Origin of the sequence: Rhodoluna sp. (genome assembly GCF_049276775.1) — a bacterium.
GTDB lineage: Bacteria > Actinomycetota > Actinomycetes > Actinomycetales > Microbacteriaceae > Rhodoluna.
The window spans coordinates 1-14,866 of the sequence record NZ_JBASXC010000062.1 but is presented as its reverse complement, the minus strand read 5'-3'; the positions used below and the strand labels follow the sequence as shown (position 1 = coordinate 14,866).

Below are 14,866 nucleotides of genomic sequence, written 5' to 3'. Positions count from 1 at the left end.
CTCTGGTCGCCCCCATTGCCAGCAGGCCCGCGATTGCAATTCCAAAGGTTGCAGCTGATCCGGAAATCGACGCCACAACCCCTGCGATGATCGGGGCTTTTAGTTCTTTTGCTGGCTTAGCCGCCTGTGACATTTATTAGGCAGACTTTTCTTGCTGCTTCTTGAAGGGAGTGATTTCTGCTTCTTTCTTACCCAGAACCACGTCTTTGGTGATTTTCACAATCCCTTGATTTTCCATGGTTGGTATCTCGAACATTATCGGACCCAGCGTGTTCTCAAGAATTGCTCTTAGTCCTCGGGCGCCAGTTTCGTGATCGATTGCCATGTCAGCCATCAACTCAAGTGCCTTAGTGTCAAACTCGAGCTCAAAGCCATCAAGTTCAAACATTCTCTGGTACTGCTTAGTCAGAGCATTCTTTGGAACGGTCAAGATATCCATAAGGGCTGCGCGATCAAGAGGTTCAACGGTTGCGATAACAGGAAGACGTCCGATGAATTCTGGGATTAGGCCAAACTTACGCAGATCCTCAGACTGAACATCGTTGAAAATATCGGGGTCGATGCCGTGAGACTTGACCTCGTTACCAAAACCAATTCCTCGCTTACCTGAACGGTTTGAGATTATTTCCTCAAGGCCTGCGAAAGCTCCGGCCACGATAAACAGGACATTGGTGGTATCGATCTGAATGAACTCCTGCTGAGGGTGCTTTCTACCGCCTTGAGGTGGGACCGAAGCTACGGTGCCCTCCAAGATCTTTAGCAGCGCCTGCTGAACACCCTCGCCAGAGACATCTCGGGTGATTGAGGGGTTCTCGGCTTTTCGGGAAATCTTGTCAATCTCATCGATGTAGATAATTCCCTGTTCGGCACGTTTGACGTCGAAATCAGCCGCTTGAAGAAGTTTCAAGAGAATGTTCTCGACGTCTTCACCGACATATCCGGCTTCGGTCAAAGCTGTAGCGTCAGCTACGGCAAAAGGAACATTCAACCGCTTGGCCAGAGTCTGAGCCAGGTAGGTCTTTCCGCAACCGGTTGGGCCAATCATCAAAATGTTGGACTTTGCAATTTCGATGGAGTCGTGCTCTTTACCAGCAGCGGTGAGTGTTCCAACCGATCGGATTCGCTTGTAGTGGTTGTAAACAGCAACCGAAAGCACTTTTTTGGCTTTGTCTTGTCCGATAACGTACTCGTCGAGGTAGCCGAAGATTTCCTTCGGCTTTGGAAGCTCAATGTCTTCGAACTCTTTGGTGGCAGCCGCCCCGAGTTCTTCTTCAATAATTTCGTTGCAAAGCTCAATGCACTCGTCGCAAATGTATACGCCGGGTCCAGCAATTAGCTTGCGTACCTGCTTTTGGCTCTTTCCACAGAAAGAGCACTTGAGTAGGTCGCCGGACTCACTGAGTTTTGTCATAGCTAAAACCCTATTACCCAGCCCCGACAATCAAGGTTAGGTTCACCCCAAGTTGCCTAACTTGCAGGGATTGGGTTCTTACGGGAGGTAAGGACCTGGTCGATTAGCCCGTATTCCAAGGCCTCTTCAGAGGTCAAGATTTTGTCACGGTCGATGTCCTTATTTACTTCTTCTATTGAGCGCTTCGAGTGCTTTGACAGAGTCATCTCTAGCCACTCGCGAAGACGCATGATTTCCCGGGCCTGAATTTCAATATCCGATGCCTGGCCACGACCGGAGTCGCCGGTTGCCGGCTGGTGAATCAAAATTCGAGCGTTTGGAAGTGCGAGGCGCTTACCTGGGGCGCCGGCAGCCAACAACACTGCCGCGGCAGAAGCTGCCTGACCCAGGCAAACGGTCTGAATGTGTGGACGAATGTACTGCATGGTGTCGTAAATCGCCGTCATTGCGGTAAATGACCCACCTGGTGAGTTGATGTACATTGTGATGTCGCGGTCCGGGTCCTGGCTTTCTAGAACCAGTAGCTGTGCCATGACGTCATCAGCGGATGCGTCGTCAACTTGAACACCTAGAAAAACGATGCGGTCCTCAAACAACTTGTTGTATGGGTCTTGACGCTTAAAGCCGTAGGAGGTTCTCTCCTCGAAGCTTGGGAGAATGTAGCGGGCCTCTGGGCTCAGCTTTGAAAAATCGATGGACACTTGGTTTTCTCCCTACTTGGTTCCAACACCGGTTGCGCTGACAGCCGACGCCTGAATTTGATCAATGAATCCGTACTCGAGAGCCTCAGCTGCTGTGAACCAGCGGTCGCGGTCACCGTCTGCCATGATCTGCTCGAGGGTTTTACCGGTCTGGTCTGCTGTAATCTGTGCCAGCTGACGCTTCATTGACATGATCAGCTCCGCTTGGGTTTGAATGTCGGATGCTGTTCCACCGAATCCACCAAGTGGCTGGTGAAGTAGCACACGGGTGTTGGGGGTCGCATACCTCTTACCCTTGGTTCCCGAAGAAAGAAGGAACTGACCCATCGAAGCCGCCATACCGATTCCAACTGTCACGATGTCGTTTGGAACGTACTGCATGGTGTCGTAGATGGCCATGCCGGCAGTAATCGAACCGCCGGGAGAGTTGATGTATAGGTAGATGTCCTTGCTGGAGTCTTCCGCCGCTAGAAACAGCATCTTTGCGCAAATCTCATTTGCGATGTCGTCTCTTACCTCGCTGCCTAGCCAAATGATGCGATCTTTCAGCAACCGATCAGCGGTCGAGAACTTTTCCATAGCTTTATCTGCCATTTGTAGCCTTGCTCCTAGATTTGATTGGGCCTTCGTCTAACGTCAAAGATACTTGCCAAAACGCCTGGTTTTAGCCTTGTTCGCCTAGGGCAATAAAGTACGTGTCTTAGTCGTGGTCGTGTCCGGCGTGCTCGTCAGGGCCAGAAGCTACCTGGCTGGTTCCCTTGAGAAAATCGGTCAGATCAACTTTGGCCCCGGCCTTATCTTGGACGGTTGCCTCCGCAAGCACAACGTGAAGGGCCTTGCGCCTGGAGACCTCTCCAACAAAAGCGGGAACCTGACCGTTTTTGCTAATGGTCTCAATGAATTCATTTGGCTCCATGCCGTAGTTCTGGCTACTCATTACCAGGTACTGCATGAGCTCCTGCTCGTTCACCTTAAGTTCTTCGGCTTCGGCAATTTCGTCAAGCAGCATCTGAACCTTGAAGGACTTTTCAGACTCTTCGGTCACCTCGGCGCGGTGCTTATCGTCGGTCAGTCGGCCCTCGCCCTCCAGGTGACGATTGACATCGGACTCGATTAGCTCTTTCGAAACCGGAACATCAACTAGCTTTAGTAGCTGGTCGGTGACAGCAGATCTCGCCTGAGCTCCCTGCGAGTAGGTCTTGGCCTTTGCGATCTGAGCCTCGATGTCGTCTTTGAGTTCTTTAAGGGTGTCGAACTGACTGGCGAGCTGTGCAAAGGCGTCGTCCGCCACCGGTAGCTCTCGCTCCTTGACTGCAATTACCTTGACTGTAACCTCGGCCTCGACTCCGGCCATGTCACCGCCGACCAGCTTGGATCGGAAGACCGTTGTCTCACCTGCGGTTAGGGTATCGATTGCCTCGTCGATGCCATCGAGTAGGTTTCCAGAACCAACTTCGTATGAGATATTCTCTGCGGAATCGATTTCCTTACCCTCGATGGTGGCTGAGAGGTCAATTGATACAAAATCACCCTTCTTGGTCGCTCGCTCGACTGTTTTTAGAGTTCCAAAGCGAGCGCGAAGGGCGTCTAGCTCTTCCTCAACTTCTTTTCCAGCAACCTTGATGGTGTCAACTTCGACCTTTAGGCCCTTGTAATTTGGCAGTTTGATCTCGGGTCTTACCTCTACCTCAATTTCAACTACAAGATTGCCCAAAAATGTTTTCTCATCTGGGCTCTGCTTCACATCGGCCTGCGGTTGACCCAGGGGTCGAAGCTTGGCTTCCTCGAGAGCTTTTTTGTAAATGCCGTCTAGGCCATCGTTTATGGCGTGAGCCAAAATCGCCGGGCGGCCAACTCGCTGATCCAAGATCGCTGCAGGAATCTTGCCTTTTCTAAAACCAGGAACATTGACCTGCTCGGCGATGTGCTCGTAGGCGTGGTCTAGAGAAGGCTTGAACTCGTCCGGTGTCACCTCGATGTTGAGCTTCACGCGAGTTGGATTGATGCGGTCGACTGTGGTCTTCAAGCTAATCTCCTGGGGGTGAGACCCTAATAAAAAAGGGGCAAGGTGTTTATTTTTCTGTGGTCGGGGTGACAGGACTCGAACCTGCGATATCCTGCTCCCAAAGCAGGCGCGCTAGCCACTACGCTACACCCCGGTGGATTGAAGACTTTGGACCTTCAACAACCTCGGTTAGTCTATCCCATACAATAGAGGGGTTGCGTACACGTTTCGCGGGTGTAGCTCAATGGTAGAGCCTCAGTTTTCCAAACTGATGGCGCGGGTTCGATTCCCGTCACCCGCTCCACTCACTGAATAACCTTCACTTCTGACAGCTTGGGCAGAAGTAAAGCTTCCTGGATAATAACTCCTCCATGGCTACCTTCTTATTGCATACCCTGCACGGCAATCCTTCACGCTTGTACACGAAGTAGCGATTCTCGAGAAGAACTCGTCCGGTGAGAAAGTCATCACGGGTCAGCATGATTCCCTTTTTTACCCCGATACGCATGAGTTTGACAGAGTCATCCCAGATACCGAGAAGTCGCTCTTCGGAAAGCTCCTGTCCTGGAGTTTTAGGGTTCAGTCCGGCTCGGAAGAGTAGCTCCGCACGATATACATTGCCGATACCGCTTATTACAGCCTGGTTCATTAGTGCAGCCGCAATTGGAGCTCTTGAGCTTTTGACCTTGGAAACAAACTTCATCGCCTCGGAGCCGGTTGGGTCAGGAGTCAACGGGTCTGGGCCTAGGCGCTTTCTAACTATGTCTACTGCCCCTTGATCGATTACCTCACAGACCGTGGGCCCGCGAAGGTCGCAAGAAAAATTGGTAACTCCAAACCGTGCTCGAACGGCGCCCCAAACCTCGGGAGCTTTGGAAAGAGGCACCTTATAGAAGTTCCACTTCCCGTAAATGCCAAGGTGAATTCGAAGGGTTAGCTCGTTATCAAATTCAAGAAATAACTGCTTGCCAATAGCAGTTGACCGAACAAGCTTCCGACCCGAGACCAGTTTGGCATCTGACTCGAATCTTCCCTGAGGGGAGAAGATTTTGACTTTAGAGTTTAGGTAATCTCTTCCAAAGGTGTTGGCAACGCGGTGTATGGAATGACCCTCGGGCATTTTTTATCTAAAGAATCTCGCCGGTTTGCTCAAAGGTTGCGATCTTTCCAATTCGACGAGCGTGACGTTCGTCGCCGCTAAAGGGCTCGGCTATAAAAAGCTTGATTAGCTCGAGAACTTCCTCTTTCGAGTGCTGTCTTGCCCCTAGCGCGACAACGTTAGCGTCGTTGTGAGATCTGGCAAGCTTTGCGGTGTCCTCGTTCCAGGCCAGGGCTGCCCTAACTCCCCTAACTTTATTGGCGGCAATCTGCTCACCGTTTCCAGAGCCACCCAAAACAATACCCAGAGCCTTGGTGCCGGACTGCTCGTCCTTTACAACAGCTAGTGCCGCATTGATGCAAAAACTCGGGTAGTCATCAAGAGGGTCATAAGACTTTGGCCCGTGATCAAAAACCTCATGCCCCAGAGAGGTGAGTGAATCAATCAGAAAGTGACTTGTCTCAAGACCGGCGTGATCGGTTGCGATGTGAATTCTCAATTTGCCTCCCTGTCGAAGCCGCTTCTAATAAATCGTAAGACTAACGAACCTATAACTGCGGTGATGAAGACGTAGCTGAGGGTGATGGCCTGCAGGCTGACTGACAGAACCGCAGGAGCAGCCAAAGCTGCGATGACCATTGAAAACTCTCCGCGTGGCGTCAAAAAAGCCCCTGCTCTAATCCACATCATATTGTCGTTCATGTCCTTGGTGATCCACCAGCCCACCGCAAACTTGCCAGCAACCCCCAAGATAACAAGAGCTGCAACTGCAGGAAAAACGGCAACTAGATCGGCCAAGTTAGTTGCCAGTCCGAAGAACAGAAAGAAGATGGCAGCGAACAGGTCACGAAGTGAACCTAGGCGGCCTCGAACCGTGTTGGCAACCTCACCAGTTAAGAGGAGTCCGACTAGAAAAGCAGCCACCGCCCCCGAGAATCCAGCCAGGTCCGCAACACCGGCTGCTAGAAGTGCAGAACCAAAAATGGTGAGCAACAGAGCACTCGGGACGTCCGGATTCAAAATCCTCGACCACTGAACTTTGCCGCGGTAGGAGATGATCAAAATGATTCCGGTAATCATCAAAGCGATAGAAACCGAAATCAAACCCGCGAAGGCGGAAAGGCCCAGGACCAGTGAGGAAAGAAGAGGTAGGTAGGGAGCAAGGGCCAGGTCCTCAAAAACCAAAATGGTCACGATTCGCTTGGAAAGCTCTGAACGCCGCCATCCGGTTTCCCTAATCAGTTCTGAGGCGATACCCGAAGAAGAGACGTAGCTGATTCCGCCAACAGCAATCGCGGCAAGTGGTCCCCAGCCAAAAAGCAGGGCAAGCGCAGCACCCGGAAGAAAGTTCACAGCGACATCGAAAAATCCAGCTGATTTTCTTTCCTTGAATGCTTTAGCTAAATCGGGCGCGGAGTGCTCTATACCAAGAAGCAGAAGCAGCAAGATGGCACCAATCTGAGCACCTAAATCTAGAAAGTCTTGGCTTAGGCCGATGAGTCCAAATCCCCCCTGTCCAACGATTAGTCCAACCAGAAGATATACCGGCACAACCGAAAATCGAATCCGAGCGGCAATAAAGGCCAGCACACCAAGTCCTAGAAGTAGTGCTCCAATTTCAGCCAGAGTCATGGCCGTTTCAGCTGTGCCCTCGGAAGCCATTAATGGTTGAATCATGCCGCTATTGTTTCACACCCCCCGCCTCCAAGTTAGGCTTTGATGGCATACCTGGCTAGAAAGGTTTGAATCGCTTGCCTGGAGAAAATCTCACGAGACACGAAGCCATTGAGCGCGCAGAAACCGTCTCCGTCCAAAGTTACGAGATCGAGATTGACCTAACTGCCGGCTCAGAGACCTTTGCATCAAATACCCGAGTCAGATTTAGTGCTAAAGAGGGGTCATCGACCTTTATTGACGCAATCACTCATGCTGTTCACTCAGTGGTACTAAACGGTGAGGTGCTAGATCCGGCCAAAGTTTCCGACGGTATACGAATTCAATTACCAAATCTCGCTGCAGAGAACGAACTGGTGGTTGTCGCTTCGGGTAAATACACCAACACCGGAGAGGGACTGCACCGATTTGTAGACCCCGTTGATGGGGAGGTTTACCTTTACACTCAGTTTGAAGTTCCAGACTCAAGGCGGATGTTTGCGGTTTTCGAGCAGCCAGACTTGAAGGCAACTTTTAGCTTCAACATAACGGCCCCCGCTTACTGGAAGATTGTTTCCAACTCCCCCACACCTCAGCCTCACGAGCTTCGCGAGGGGGTATCGGTTTGGAACTTTGAACCGACCCCAAGAATCTCGAGCTACATAACCGCGCTTATCGCAGGGCCCTACGTCGAGGTAAACGATCAGCTCACCTCGAGCTCGGGCAAAGTAGTACCGCTCGGGGTATTTTGTAGAAAGTCTCTTTTTGAGTACCTAGACGCCGAGTACATTTTCGAAAAGACCAAACAGGGCTTTGAGTTCTTTGAGGCGCAGTTTGGCGTTTCTTACCCGTTTGAAAAATACGATCAACTATTTGTTCCGGAGTTCAACGCCGGAGCCATGGAAAATGCAGGAGCTGTTACCTTCACAGAAAGCTACGTCTTCAGATCCAAGGTGACCGATGCGACTCGTGAGCGTCGGGTGGTCACAATTCTTCACGAGCTTGCCCACATGTGGTTTGGTGACCTGGTCACAATGCGCTGGTGGAATGATCTTTGGCTCAATGAATCCTTCGCTGAGTACGCCTCCACTCTGGCAACCGCCGAGGCAACCGAATGGCATGGGGCTTGGGCAACCTTCGCTTCGCTGGAGAAATCCTGGGCCTATCGCCAAGACCAACTTCCCTCAACCCATCCCATCGTTGCTGAGATCAACAATCTGGAAGATGTTCAGGTCAATTTCGACGGCATCACTTACGCCAAGGGTGCATCTGTTCTGAAGCAGTTGGTTGCGTGGGTTGGGCAAGAGCCATTCATGCGCGGAGTGTCTGCTTACTTTAAGAAGCACGCATTCCAAAACACAGAGCTCGCTGACCTACTAAAAGAATTGGAAGCCGAAAGCGGAAGAGACCTTTTGGATTGGTCAAAACTCTGGCTGGAAACTGCCGGAGTGAATCTTTTGGTTCCGCAAATCCAAGAGTCGGAAGGTGTAATCGAGTCCTTTGCAATTGTGCAGTCGGCAATTGCCGACTACCCATACCTGCGTCCGCACCGCCTTGCGGTTGGCCTCTACGAGGACGTTGATGGAAAGCTAGTTCGAACCGAGCGTATCGAATTGGACGTTCAGGGTGAAAGAACAGAAGTTTCGGAGCTTATTGGAAAGAAACGTCCTGCGCTTTTGCTTATAAACGATGACGATCTCAGCTACGCAAAGATTCGTCTTGATGAGCAGTCTTTTTCTACCGCCTTGGCCAAACTCTCAAAAATCGAAGACCCGCTAGCAAGAGCACTGGTTTGGGGCTCGGTTTGGGACGCAACTCGCGACGGTGAGACCAGCGCCAGGAATTTCATCAGGCTGGCTCTTGCTCACATCGCGGAAGAAACAGAGTCAACCACCATGACTACTTTGCTTCGGCAGCTGCTCACGGTGACCAACCTATTCACCGCCCCAAAGCACAGACTAGAAGTCCAACTTGAGGTGGCAGAGGGGCTGCTGAAACTTGCTCAAAATGCCAAGGCCGGATCCGACGCCCAGTTACAGTTTGTGAAGTTCTTCGCACAGTTTGCTAGGAGTCACAGCCAGCTCGTTGCTGTTGCAGATCTGCTGAGCGGGAAGAGTCAGCTCGACGGACTCAAGATTGACACCGACCTTCGCTGGGAGCTACTCACCTCACTTTCGGTAGGTGGCAAGGTGACCAAAGAAAGAATTGATGTTGAGCTAGAAGCTGACAACACGGCCAACGGCCAAAAGGCTCACGCAGCGGCTATCGCCGCGCTTCCTGATCCAAAGTCCAAGCAGGAGATGTTCAACAAACTCGTCGACACCGATGAATTGAGTAATGCCCTGTTGAATTCGGCGAGCCTTGCCTTTGGGCGAGTACTTGACACATCTCTACTGGAGCCTTTTGTTGACCAGTACTTTTCCAAGGTGCTTTCTATTTGGGAACAAAAGAGCTACCACATGGCCGATTATCTACTGGTGAATCTTTACCCTCTTTCTCTTGCAAATAGTGCTCTGGTTGAAAAAACAGAAAAGTTCCTAGAAAATCCAGAACTTTCATCAAAGCCGGCGCTCAAGAGAATACTCATTGAAAACTTGGCCGGAGTTGTCAGGGCCATTAGGTCGCAGCAGACAGATAGCAAGGAGAACTAATGGAATGGCTAAACGAAATTGCCGGTGACTGGGCTTTCGCGGTGCGAATCCTTCTAATTATCCTGGGGCTTATTCTGGTGCGCTGGGTTCTACTGGTGATCATAAAGCGCATTGTCACCACGGTCACCACCGGTGTAAAAAAACGCGAGGGCGTAGCAGACACTAAAGCCCTCGATGCCTCACCGCTTGCCAGAGCCCGAATGGTTCAGCAAGTGAGGCCTTCAAAAAAGGACGCTATTACCCGAGCACTAAGAATGGAGGCCAAGAAGGCTCTCGATAAGGCCGGCGTAAAGCTTTCAACTCCGGAGGGCAAAACTAGGGCTGCAAGGAAATAAATGTCTAACGATTTTGAAGATGCGGCAAGAGTGGAGACCGTTCGAATCAAAGGCCTATCCGGTGAGAGAGTTGGTGGTAACTTCTTCGAACTAATCGGTGGTACTGCCACTTTTAAAAAACTCACTGACAAGTTCTACGAGGGAGTGGCCCAGGATGAAGTGCTGCTTCCGATGTATCCGGAGGATGACATGGCTGGAGCTGCGGATAGGCTTCGCATGTTCTTGGAGCAGTACTGGGGCGGACCAACCACCTATCAAGAAACCAGGGGCCACCCCAGACTTCGCATGAGGCACTCACCATTCAAGATAAATCCGCTAGCTCGAGAGCGGTGGCTCCACCATATGAAGGTGGCAGTTGATTCGCTCGAGCTTCCAGAGCTTCAGCAGGCTGAACTTTGGGGGTACCTAGATCGCGCAGCAACCGCGATGTTAAATAGCTTCGATGACTAGAAGTGCTTGGCCTCTTTAGAGAGCACGTGACCGAAATCGGTTGAGAGCCTCACCCAACCCTGCGAGTGAAATACCGGAACGTTTTCATCCCTCACTAAAAACCCCAAACCTGCGGCGGCAAAAGCTGCACCAGCTGGAACCTTGGACTCAAGATCAATGGCTCGTCCCCAAACCTCTGCTCTGATTCTTGCGGCTATGGGTCCACCGACCGACTCAGGAATTGTCTCGGTAACTTCAATGATTCCGCGCTTTGCGACGTTAGTCAGCATGTGCTCGGCTAGGAAACCGGCTTCGACCCAGCCGGTTCGAGGAGGGGAAACCCCCGCCCAAGGAACTCGCTCACTGGATACCATGTCAAAAATAAATCGTTCTGAAGTCTCGGGCTTTTCTAGCTCGAAGGCAATTCGGTCAAGCACCGCCTGAATCGGAACCAAGATATTTATCTCGGTCTCTTCCTTAAGCTCCATGGTTCTAAGGCCAAGAACCGTGGGGCCGTCCTCTAGGATGCTTCCGGTGAAAAGTGGTGCAACGTAGGCGGTGAGTAAAGTGCCGAAGGCACGAAGCCGAACTATCCCCTTGGGGTCCATCTTCTTGGCCCTAGTTAAGTAGGACTTGAGGTCCTTGGCAGTTTGCTCGTCAAGAAGCTGGAAGCTGTTTTTCATTAGAGAACTAAACTAACCTGTGAAAGCTGTTGACCCAAGTTAGGACACCGATTCACGTGAGCCGAGTCCCACCCGAAGACCCACTTGCCGATCTAATTCTGGCGCTGGATATAAAAGATGCCGGTGGAGCCAGAACCAAAGAAGACATTTTCATCGGGCCTTCCCAGTGGATGCCTCACGGAAGGGTCTTTGGTGGTCAAGTGCTGGCCCAGTGTCACGTTGCTGCCACCAGAACCGTTGATCCGGAACGAACACTACATTCGCTTCACGGCTACTTCCTAAGACCCGGAGATATTGAGCTACCAATTACTTTTTCAGTTGACCGATTGAGAGACGGACGTTCCTTCTCAACCAGAAGAGTCCAGGCCTACCAAAAAGGGGAGCCAATCTTCTCCATGATTGCATCTTTCCAAAGTGAAAGCCCGGGACTGACTCATCAGGAGGAAATGCCCGCCAACATCACCGCCCCCGAGGACCTTCCCTCAGCTGCAGATGTGCTTGGTGGCATTCCCCACCCGGTTGCCCAGTACTGGGCCAAGGCGAGACCTTTTGATATGAGACACGTGCAGTCGCCGATCTACTTCGAGGTAAAAGGTGAGCCGGTAGCTCACCAAGCAGTTTGGCTAAAAGCAATTGGCGAACTTCCAAAATCTCAACAGCTGCACCAGGCTGCACTTGCTTACGCTTCAGACTTCACGCTTTTAGAAAGCATCTACAGAAGACACAAAATCTCCTGGGCCAGGCCCGGACTCAAAACTGCGAGCCTGGATCACGCGATGTGGTTTCATGCACCGGCCAAGGTCGACGAGTGGATGCTCTACGTTCAAGAATCCCCCGCTGCGCAAAACAGCCGCGGTCTAGCCCTTGGGAAAATATTTAGCCGCGACGGAGTGCTGCTTGCAACCGTGGCCCAAGAGGGAATGGTTAGAGTGCCCGAGGGGGCGGTTGCTAGTCTCTTGTCAGTCTTCGGTAGGTAGAACGGTGAGGCTTCGCGGCCTCAGGACCTAAGCGTTCAATCTTGTTGGCCTCGTAGGAATCGAAGTTACCCTCGAACCAATACCAGTTATCAGGATCCTCATCGGTGCCCTCGTAAGCCAAGATGTGAGTTGCCACCCGGTCTAAGAACCAACGATCGTGTGTGATGACCACGGCGCAACCTGGAAACTCGAGAAGCGCATTTTCCAAAGAACCCAGGGTTTCAACATCCAGATCGTTAGTTGGCTCATCAAGTAGCAGTAGGTTTCCACCCTGCTTCAAAGTCAAAGCCAGGTTCAGACGGTTTCTCTCACCGCCGGATAAAACACCGGCCGCTTTTTGCTGGTCCGGACCTTTGAAACCAAAAGCTGCTACGTAGGCCCTCGATGGCATCTCCACCTGACCGACATGGATGTAGTCAAGACCTCCGGAAACCACCTCCCAGAGACTCTTCTCGGGGTCGATACCTGATCGGGACTGGTCAACGTAAGAAATCTTTACGGTCTCACCAATCTTGAGCTCCCCGCCATCGAGTTGCTCTTCGCCAACAATCATCTTGAACAGAGTCGACTTACCGACGCCGTTTGGACCGATTACACCCACGATTCCATTTCGAGGAAGCGAGAAAGAAAGGTTCGAGATCAGTGTGCGATCTACAAATTTTTTGACCAGCGAGTTAGCTTCCAGGACTACATTTCCAAGCCGCGGGCCCGGCGGAATCTGAATCTCCTCAAAATCAAGCTTTCTAGTTTTGTCGGCTTCAGACGCCATCTCCTCGTACTTAGCAAGACGGGCCTTTGACTTGGTCTGCTTGGCCTTTGGTGACGACCTGACCCACTCGAGTTCATCGGAAAGGCGCTTTGCCAACTTGGCATCTTTTTTACCCTGGACCATAAGGCGCTCACGCTTCTTCTCAAGGTAGGTCGAGTAGTTGCCCTCGTAGGGGTAAGCGCGGCCGCGGTCAAGCTCCAAAATCCACTCGGCCACGTTGTCAAGGAAGTACCTATCGTGGGTCACTGCCAGAACGGCACCGGTGTACTTCGCCAAATGCTGCTCGAGCCAGAGAACGCTCTCGGCATCGAGGTGGTTGGTCGGCTCATCAAGAAGCAACAGGTCGGGCTTTTCTAAAAGTAGTTTGCAAAGTGCAACGCGTCTTTTTTCTCCACCGGAGAGGTGGGTGACGGGAGTATCCCCCGGAGGGCAGCGCAGAGCGTCCATGGCCTGCTCCAGCTGGGAATCTAAATCCCACGCATCGAGGTGGTCAATCTGCTCCTGCAAAATACCCATCTCTTCCAACAGGGTGTCGTAATCGGCATCGGGATTAGCAAGCTCTGCGGAGATTTCATTGAAACGGTCCAGCTTGGCCTTGGTTTCGTGAACCGCCTCTTCAACGTTTCCAAGAACGGTCTTGTCCTCATTTAGTTTTGGTTCCTGCATCAAGATTCCGACTGAGTAGCCATCGCTGAGCCGGGCTTCTCCATTCGATGGAGTGTCGATGCCGGCCATGATCTTTAGTACCGAGGACTTACCAGAGCCATTTGGGCCCACCACACCGATTTTGGCACCGGGTAAAAAGGACAAAGTGACATCGTCGAGGATGACCTTATCTCCGTGCGCCTTGCGCGCCTTGATCATCTGGTAAATAAACTCAGCCATCTAAAATCCCTAATTTGTCGATGTCAAAAAAATGACACCCTCTCTACTTCAAGTGTGGTGCGGAGTAAGTTTATCCGACAATGATTTGGCCCGCTTAGGGACCCGTTCACATATCAGCACTAAGTAGAAAGGGTGTCTTTTACGGCCAGGCTCTTAGGGGGAAGTTGCCTAGCCGAGTCTCTATTTGGTCTTGGCTCCAACCAACTCGCTCTCATCTTCGAGCTCGGTTTCATCAGGATCTTGATCCATTGGATCCTCGCGCACCAAAACCGTTCTAGTAAATTCCGATGTTCCCCAGGTTAGGTCCGGGCCAAGCGAATCAGCTTCGATTTCAACCGATGTTCCGGTTCGTTCTCCATTGTCCCAATCTCTAACCTTGAGTCTTCCGGTTGCAACTATTCGATCACCTTTGGAAATTGATGAAGCACTATTGATGGCAAGCTGCCTAAAAGAGGTGATAGTAAACCAACTGGTTTCACCATCCACCCAGGCCTTTTTGGTTCTGTCGTAGCGACGATTTGAGGACGCCAACCTAAAAGACGTGATCGGTAATCCTTCTTGGGTAACTAGGTGCCGAGGTGAGGTAGCAACAAGGCCTGACACCGTAAAGTTTTCTGACATAACTTTCCTTCTTTCAACCTGATTGGTCTAATCAGGTAAAAAGAATCTCAGTATGCGAATTGGCTGTGCTGAAGAAAAAACAATCTGTGGAAAACTTTATTTGAGCAAAGAGGCAAATACCTTGGCGGTTTTTTCCATCTTGGGCTTCACCACAAAGTTGCAATATCCCTGGTTCGGGTTCTTGGAGAAGAAGTCTTGGTGGTATTCCTCGCCCATCCAGAAAGTTTCCAATGGTTCTAGGGTTGTCACTATTCCCTGACCCCAAACCTGTTTGGCTCGATCGAGAGAGTCCTCAAATAAAAGCTTCTGAGGCTCGTCCTGGTAAAACATGCAGCTTCTGTAGCTCGAACCTACGTCGTTGCCCTGACGGTTTAGCTGGGTCGGGTCGTGCAGGGTGAAGAAAATATCCAGAACGGTTTCGGCCGGAATTACCGCCTCGTCAAATATGACCTTGGCCACCTCGGCATGGCCTGTGGACTCAGAGCAAACCGTTTCGTAGTCGGGGTAGCTGGTATGACCTCCCGCGTAGCCAACCTCAACGTCTTCAATGCCCCGAAACTGCATAAAGCTCGAATCTAGGCACCAAAAACAACCTCCACCAAGAACAAAATTCATCATGCTAGCTAGCTTAGGCTTGTGCCTATGAA

The 14,866-nt window shown here is 51.3% G+C and carries 14 protein-coding genes, 2 tRNA genes and 1 pseudogene; 5 read left to right on the top strand and 12 right to left on the bottom strand.

Annotation, left to right across the window (positions count from 1 at the left end; translation table 11 throughout):
- Positions 1-136: 136 nt before the first annotated feature.
- The 5 genes and pseudogenes from clpX to WAO31_RS04035 form a co-directional block, all read right to left on the bottom strand.
- On the bottom strand, positions 137-1,411 hold the full coding sequence (gene clpX / locus WAO31_RS04055; RefSeq protein ID WP_509590545.1) for an ATP-dependent Clp protease ATP-binding subunit ClpX: 1,275 nt from the start codon (positions 1,409-1,411) through the stop codon (positions 137-139).
- 56 nt (positions 1,412-1,467) lie between these two features.
- Positions 1,468-2,112, bottom strand: coding sequence for an ATP-dependent Clp protease proteolytic subunit (locus tag WAO31_RS04050; RefSeq protein WP_509590543.1), 645 nt, complete (start codon positions 2,110-2,112; stop codon positions 1,468-1,470).
- 12 nt (positions 2,113-2,124) lie between these two features.
- Positions 2,125-2,730, bottom strand: a pseudogene (locus WAO31_RS04045) (ATP-dependent Clp protease proteolytic subunit); the annotation flags it as partial.
- A gap of 82 nt (positions 2,731-2,812) precedes the next feature.
- Positions 2,813-4,138 carry a trigger factor gene (gene tig, locus WAO31_RS04040; RefSeq protein WP_509590540.1) on the bottom strand — a complete coding sequence of 442 codons (1,326 nt, stop codon included), beginning with the start codon at positions 4,136-4,138 and terminating at the stop codon, positions 2,813-2,815.
- 57 nt (positions 4,139-4,195) lie between these two features.
- A tRNA-Pro gene (locus tag WAO31_RS04035) sits at positions 4,196-4,271 on the bottom strand.
- A 76-nt stretch (positions 4,272-4,347) separates the two neighbouring features.
- Here WAO31_RS04035 and WAO31_RS04030 point away from each other — a divergent pair.
- Positions 4,348-4,421 (top strand) — tRNA-Gly (locus WAO31_RS04030).
- A gap of 15 nt (positions 4,422-4,436) precedes the next feature.
- Here WAO31_RS04030 and WAO31_RS04025 read toward each other — a convergent pair.
- The 3 genes from WAO31_RS04025 to WAO31_RS04015 are packed head-to-tail and all read right to left on the bottom strand — an operon-like array spanning position 4,437 to position 6,893.
- Positions 4,437-5,237, bottom strand: coding sequence for an Fpg/Nei family DNA glycosylase (locus tag WAO31_RS04025; RefSeq protein ID WP_509590538.1), 801 nt, complete (start codon positions 5,235-5,237; stop codon positions 4,437-4,439).
- 7 nt (positions 5,238-5,244) lie between these two features.
- A complete protein-coding gene (locus WAO31_RS04020) occupies positions 5,245-5,715 on the bottom strand; it encodes a ribose-5-phosphate isomerase (RefSeq protein WP_509590536.1) in 471 nt (156 codons plus the stop codon).
- A complete protein-coding gene (locus WAO31_RS04015; RefSeq protein ID WP_509590534.1) occupies positions 5,712-6,893 on the bottom strand; it encodes a cation:proton antiporter in 1,182 nt (393 codons plus the stop codon). Before WAO31_RS04015 ends, WAO31_RS04020 begins: the two co-directional genes overlap by 4 nt.
- A gap of 74 nt (positions 6,894-6,967) precedes the next feature.
- Between WAO31_RS04015 and pepN the strand changes: the two genes are divergently transcribed.
- Genes pepN through WAO31_RS04000 form a run of 3 tightly spaced genes read left to right on the top strand, consistent with a single transcriptional unit; the run spans position 6,968 to position 10,305 of the window.
- Positions 6,968-9,520 carry an aminopeptidase N gene (pepN, locus tag WAO31_RS04010; protein ID WP_509590532.1) on the top strand — a complete coding sequence of 851 codons (2,553 nt, stop codon included), beginning with the start codon at positions 6,968-6,970 and terminating at the stop codon, positions 9,518-9,520.
- Entirely contained in the window at positions 9,520-9,855 is a 336-nt protein-coding gene (locus WAO31_RS04005) for a hypothetical protein (RefSeq protein WP_509590530.1), read from the top strand. Before pepN ends, WAO31_RS04005 begins: the two co-directional genes overlap by 1 nt.
- The gene (locus WAO31_RS04000) at positions 9,856-10,305 is read left to right on the top strand and encodes a globin (RefSeq protein ID WP_509590527.1); all 450 of its coding nucleotides are present in this window, start codon (positions 9,856-9,858) and stop codon (positions 10,303-10,305) included.
- On the opposite strand, the gene WAO31_RS03995 is transcribed toward WAO31_RS04000, so the two are convergent.
- Entirely contained in the window at positions 10,302-10,967 is a 666-nt protein-coding gene (locus WAO31_RS03995; protein ID WP_509590525.1) for a DUF8185 domain-containing protein, read from the bottom strand. The two genes, WAO31_RS04000 and WAO31_RS03995, sit on opposite strands and share 4 nt — an antisense overlap.
- Positions 10,968-10,996: 29 nt before the next feature.
- Here WAO31_RS03995 and WAO31_RS03990 point away from each other — a divergent pair, with 29 nt between their 5' ends.
- Positions 10,997-11,944, top strand: coding sequence for an acyl-CoA thioesterase (locus WAO31_RS03990; RefSeq protein WP_509590523.1), 948 nt, complete (start codon positions 10,997-10,999; stop codon positions 11,942-11,944).
- Here the strand turns inward: WAO31_RS03990 and ettA are convergent.
- The 3 genes from ettA to msrA form a co-directional block, all read right to left on the bottom strand.
- Positions 11,916-13,598, bottom strand: a complete 1,683-nt coding sequence (ettA, locus tag WAO31_RS03985; protein WP_509590520.1) for an energy-dependent translational throttle protein EttA — start codon at positions 13,596-13,598, stop codon at positions 11,916-11,918. The genes WAO31_RS03990 and ettA overlap by 29 nt on opposite strands.
- Positions 13,599-13,778: 180 nt before the next feature.
- On the bottom strand, positions 13,779-14,219 hold the full coding sequence (locus WAO31_RS03980) for a single-stranded DNA-binding protein (RefSeq protein WP_509590518.1): 441 nt from the start codon (positions 14,217-14,219) through the stop codon (positions 13,779-13,781).
- A 96-nt stretch (positions 14,220-14,315) separates the two neighbouring features.
- Entirely contained in the window at positions 14,316-14,837 is a 522-nt protein-coding gene (gene msrA / locus WAO31_RS03975; protein WP_509590547.1) for a peptide-methionine (S)-S-oxide reductase MsrA, read from the bottom strand.
- Positions 14,838-14,866: the final 29 nt, after the last annotated feature.

Excerpts from the sequence above, each read along its gene's own strand:
- WAO31_RS04005 (WP_509590530.1), top strand. The coding sequence starts at position 9,520 with ATGGAATGGCTAAACGAAATTGCCGGTGACTGGGCTTTCGCGGTGCGA.
- WAO31_RS03980 (WP_509590518.1), bottom strand. The coding sequence starts at position 14,219 with ATGTCAGAAAACTTTACGGTGTCAGGCCTTGTTGCTACCTCACCTCGG.
- ettA (WP_509590520.1), bottom strand. The coding sequence starts at position 13,598 with ATGGCTGAGTTTATTTACCAGATGATCAAGGCGCGCAAGGCGCACGGA.
- clpX (WP_509590545.1), bottom strand. The coding sequence starts at position 1,411 with ATGACAAAACTCAGTGAGTCCGGCGACCTACTCAAGTGCTCTTTCTGT.
- WAO31_RS04015 (WP_509590534.1), bottom strand. The coding sequence starts at position 6,893 with ATGATTCAACCATTAATGGCTTCCGAGGGCACAGCTGAAACGGCCATG.
- WAO31_RS04000 (WP_509590527.1), top strand. The coding sequence starts at position 9,856 with ATGTCTAACGATTTTGAAGATGCGGCAAGAGTGGAGACCGTTCGAATC.
- WAO31_RS04025 (WP_509590538.1), bottom strand. The coding sequence starts at position 5,237 with ATGCCCGAGGGTCATTCCATACACCGCGTTGCCAACACCTTTGGAAGA.
- msrA (WP_509590547.1), bottom strand. The coding sequence starts at position 14,837 with ATGATGAATTTTGTTCTTGGTGGAGGTTGTTTTTGGTGCCTAGATTCG.
- WAO31_RS03995 (WP_509590525.1), bottom strand. The coding sequence starts at position 10,967 with ATGAAAAACAGCTTCCAGCTTCTTGACGAGCAAACTGCCAAGGACCTC.